Origin of the sequence: Winogradskyella immobilis (assembly GCF_021887715.1) — a bacterium.
GTDB lineage: Bacteria > Bacteroidota > Bacteroidia > Flavobacteriales > Flavobacteriaceae > Winogradskyella > Winogradskyella immobilis.
On sequence record NZ_JAIQXX010000080.1, the window covers coordinates 1 to 334 of the forward strand.

General features: G+C 32.9%; 1 protein-coding gene. It reads left to right on the forward strand.

The genetic code is table 11. The features are described 5' to 3' along the window. The coding region (locus K8Z87_RS13895; protein WP_227478173.1) for a DUF5011 domain-containing protein at positions 1–334 on the forward strand (334 nt) is incomplete at both ends.

The window sequence follows — 334 nt, forward strand, 5'->3', positions numbered from 1 at the left end:
CAGCACCAGTAATAACTTTAAATGGATCATCAATAGTTGATTTAAATGTAGGAGACACTTATACAGAATTAGGTGCAACAGCAACAGATAATATAAATGGTGATTTAACAGGAAATATAAATATTACAGGCACAGTAGATACATCAATAGCAGGAGTGTACATAGTAACTTATAGTGTTAGTGATGCAGCAGGCAATAATGCTTCAGTAGATAGAACGGTAAATGTTATTCCAGATACGACAGCACCAGTAATAACTTTAAATGGATCATCAATAGTTGATTTAAATGTAGGAGACACTTATACAGAATTAGGTGCAACAGCAACAGATAATAT